This is a genomic window from Collinsella sp. AF20-14LB, from assembly GCF_003459505.1.
Classification (GTDB): domain Bacteria; phylum Actinomycetota; class Coriobacteriia; order Coriobacteriales; family Coriobacteriaceae; genus Collinsella.
In genome coordinates, this window is the sequence record NZ_QRWD01000045.1 from 1 (window position 1) to 1,420 (window position 1,420).

General features: G+C 65.4%; 2 protein-coding genes. Both read left to right on the forward strand.

Annotated elements, in window-relative coordinates:
• A partial coding sequence (locus tag DWX63_RS11035; protein ID WP_370445881.1) for a helix-turn-helix domain-containing protein occupies window positions 1-510 on the forward strand: 510 nt, incomplete at its 5' end.
• Window positions 511-539: 29 nt separating this feature from the next.
• On the forward strand, window positions 540-1,382 hold the full coding sequence (locus DWX63_RS11040) for an IS3 family transposase (protein ID WP_233514550.1): 843 nt from the start codon (window positions 540-542) through the stop codon (window positions 1,380-1,382).
• Window positions 1,383-1,420: the final 38 nt, after the last annotated feature.

The following is a 1,420-nucleotide window of genomic DNA, read 5'->3' on the forward strand; positions in this document are numbered from 1 at the left end:
AAATGGGAGGCTTTCTTTATGCGCGTTGATTTGAGAGTGAAGCATGATATCGAGGCCAGGAAGGCGGCCATAGGGCTCTTCGAGCTCGGGCACGGGTATAAATCTGCCGCGATTGCCCTTTCGCTTCCCGTGGAAGCCGTGAGAAGATGGCAGGAGATATACCGCGCATTCGGGAGCGAGGTGCTGCTGCGCATGGACGGAAAGCAGGGCAGGTACACATACGAGCAGAAGGTCGCCGCCGCCTCCGCCGTCGTCGACGGCGGCATGACGAAGACCGAGGCGATGGCGGCGTTCGGCATAATGTCGATGTCGCCGCTCAAGAAGTGGTGCGCGCTATACCGCCGGGGCGGCGCGGAGGCCCTGCGCCCGAGGCCCAAGGGCCGGCCGAAGGGTTCCAAGGCGAGGCCGCGGACCCGCGAGGAGGAGCTCGAGGAGCGGTGCCGTAGGCTCGAGGCCGAGGTGGCCTACCTAAAAAAATTACGCGCCCTGGTCGAGAGGGACGGGCTCTGACCAGGGCGAAGGCCGAAGCGGTCGCGGCCCTGCGCGCCGAGGGGCACGCGCTCGGGCACCTGCTCGCATGCGCCGAGCTCAAGCGGTCGACCTACTACCACGCCCTCGCGCACCCGCCGAGGCCCACGCGCCCCGAGCTCTGGGAGGCGGCCGCCGAGATCTTCTCGCGCACCGCCAACGGCTGCGGGCACCGGCAGATAGCGATGTGCCTCAGGGCGGAAGAGGGGGCCGTGATAGCCGACAAGACCGTGCTCAAGATGATGCGCGAGATGGGGATTCGCTGCGGTATCAGACGCGAGACGGCCTACCACAGGTACAACTCGTACAGGGGCGTCGTCGGCAGGACGTTCGAGAACGTGATCGCGAGGGATTTCGACGCCGGGGCCCCGTGGCGGAAGCTGGGAACGGACGTCACCGAGTTCAAGGTGGCGGGCGGCAAGGCCTACTGGGCCCCGACGCTGGACTTCTGCACCAAGGAGATTGTGGCGAGCGACATATCGACCACGCCCGACATGGCCCAGCAGGTCAGGATGCTCGACGAGCTGCTGTCCAAGATCCCCGAGGGCGCCGCCCCGACCATGCACTCGGACCGGGGCTGGCAGTACCAGCACGCCTCGTACACATCCAGGCTCGAGGCCGCCGGCATCGTCCAGAGCATGTCCAGGAAGGCGAACTGCATCGACAACGCCGCCACCGAGCAGCTCTTCGGCCACGTCAAGGACGAGTTCTACCGGGGCCGCGAGTGGGAGACGTTCGAGGATTTCAAACGCGACCTGGAGGAATACATAGTCCACTGGAACACGAGCCGGAGGCAGGTAAGATTGAAGGGCCTGACCCCGGAGGAGTTCCGGAATCAGGCCCTCGCGGCCTAGTCGCTATTTAGGGCGTCCAAGATTTGGGACGCAGTTCA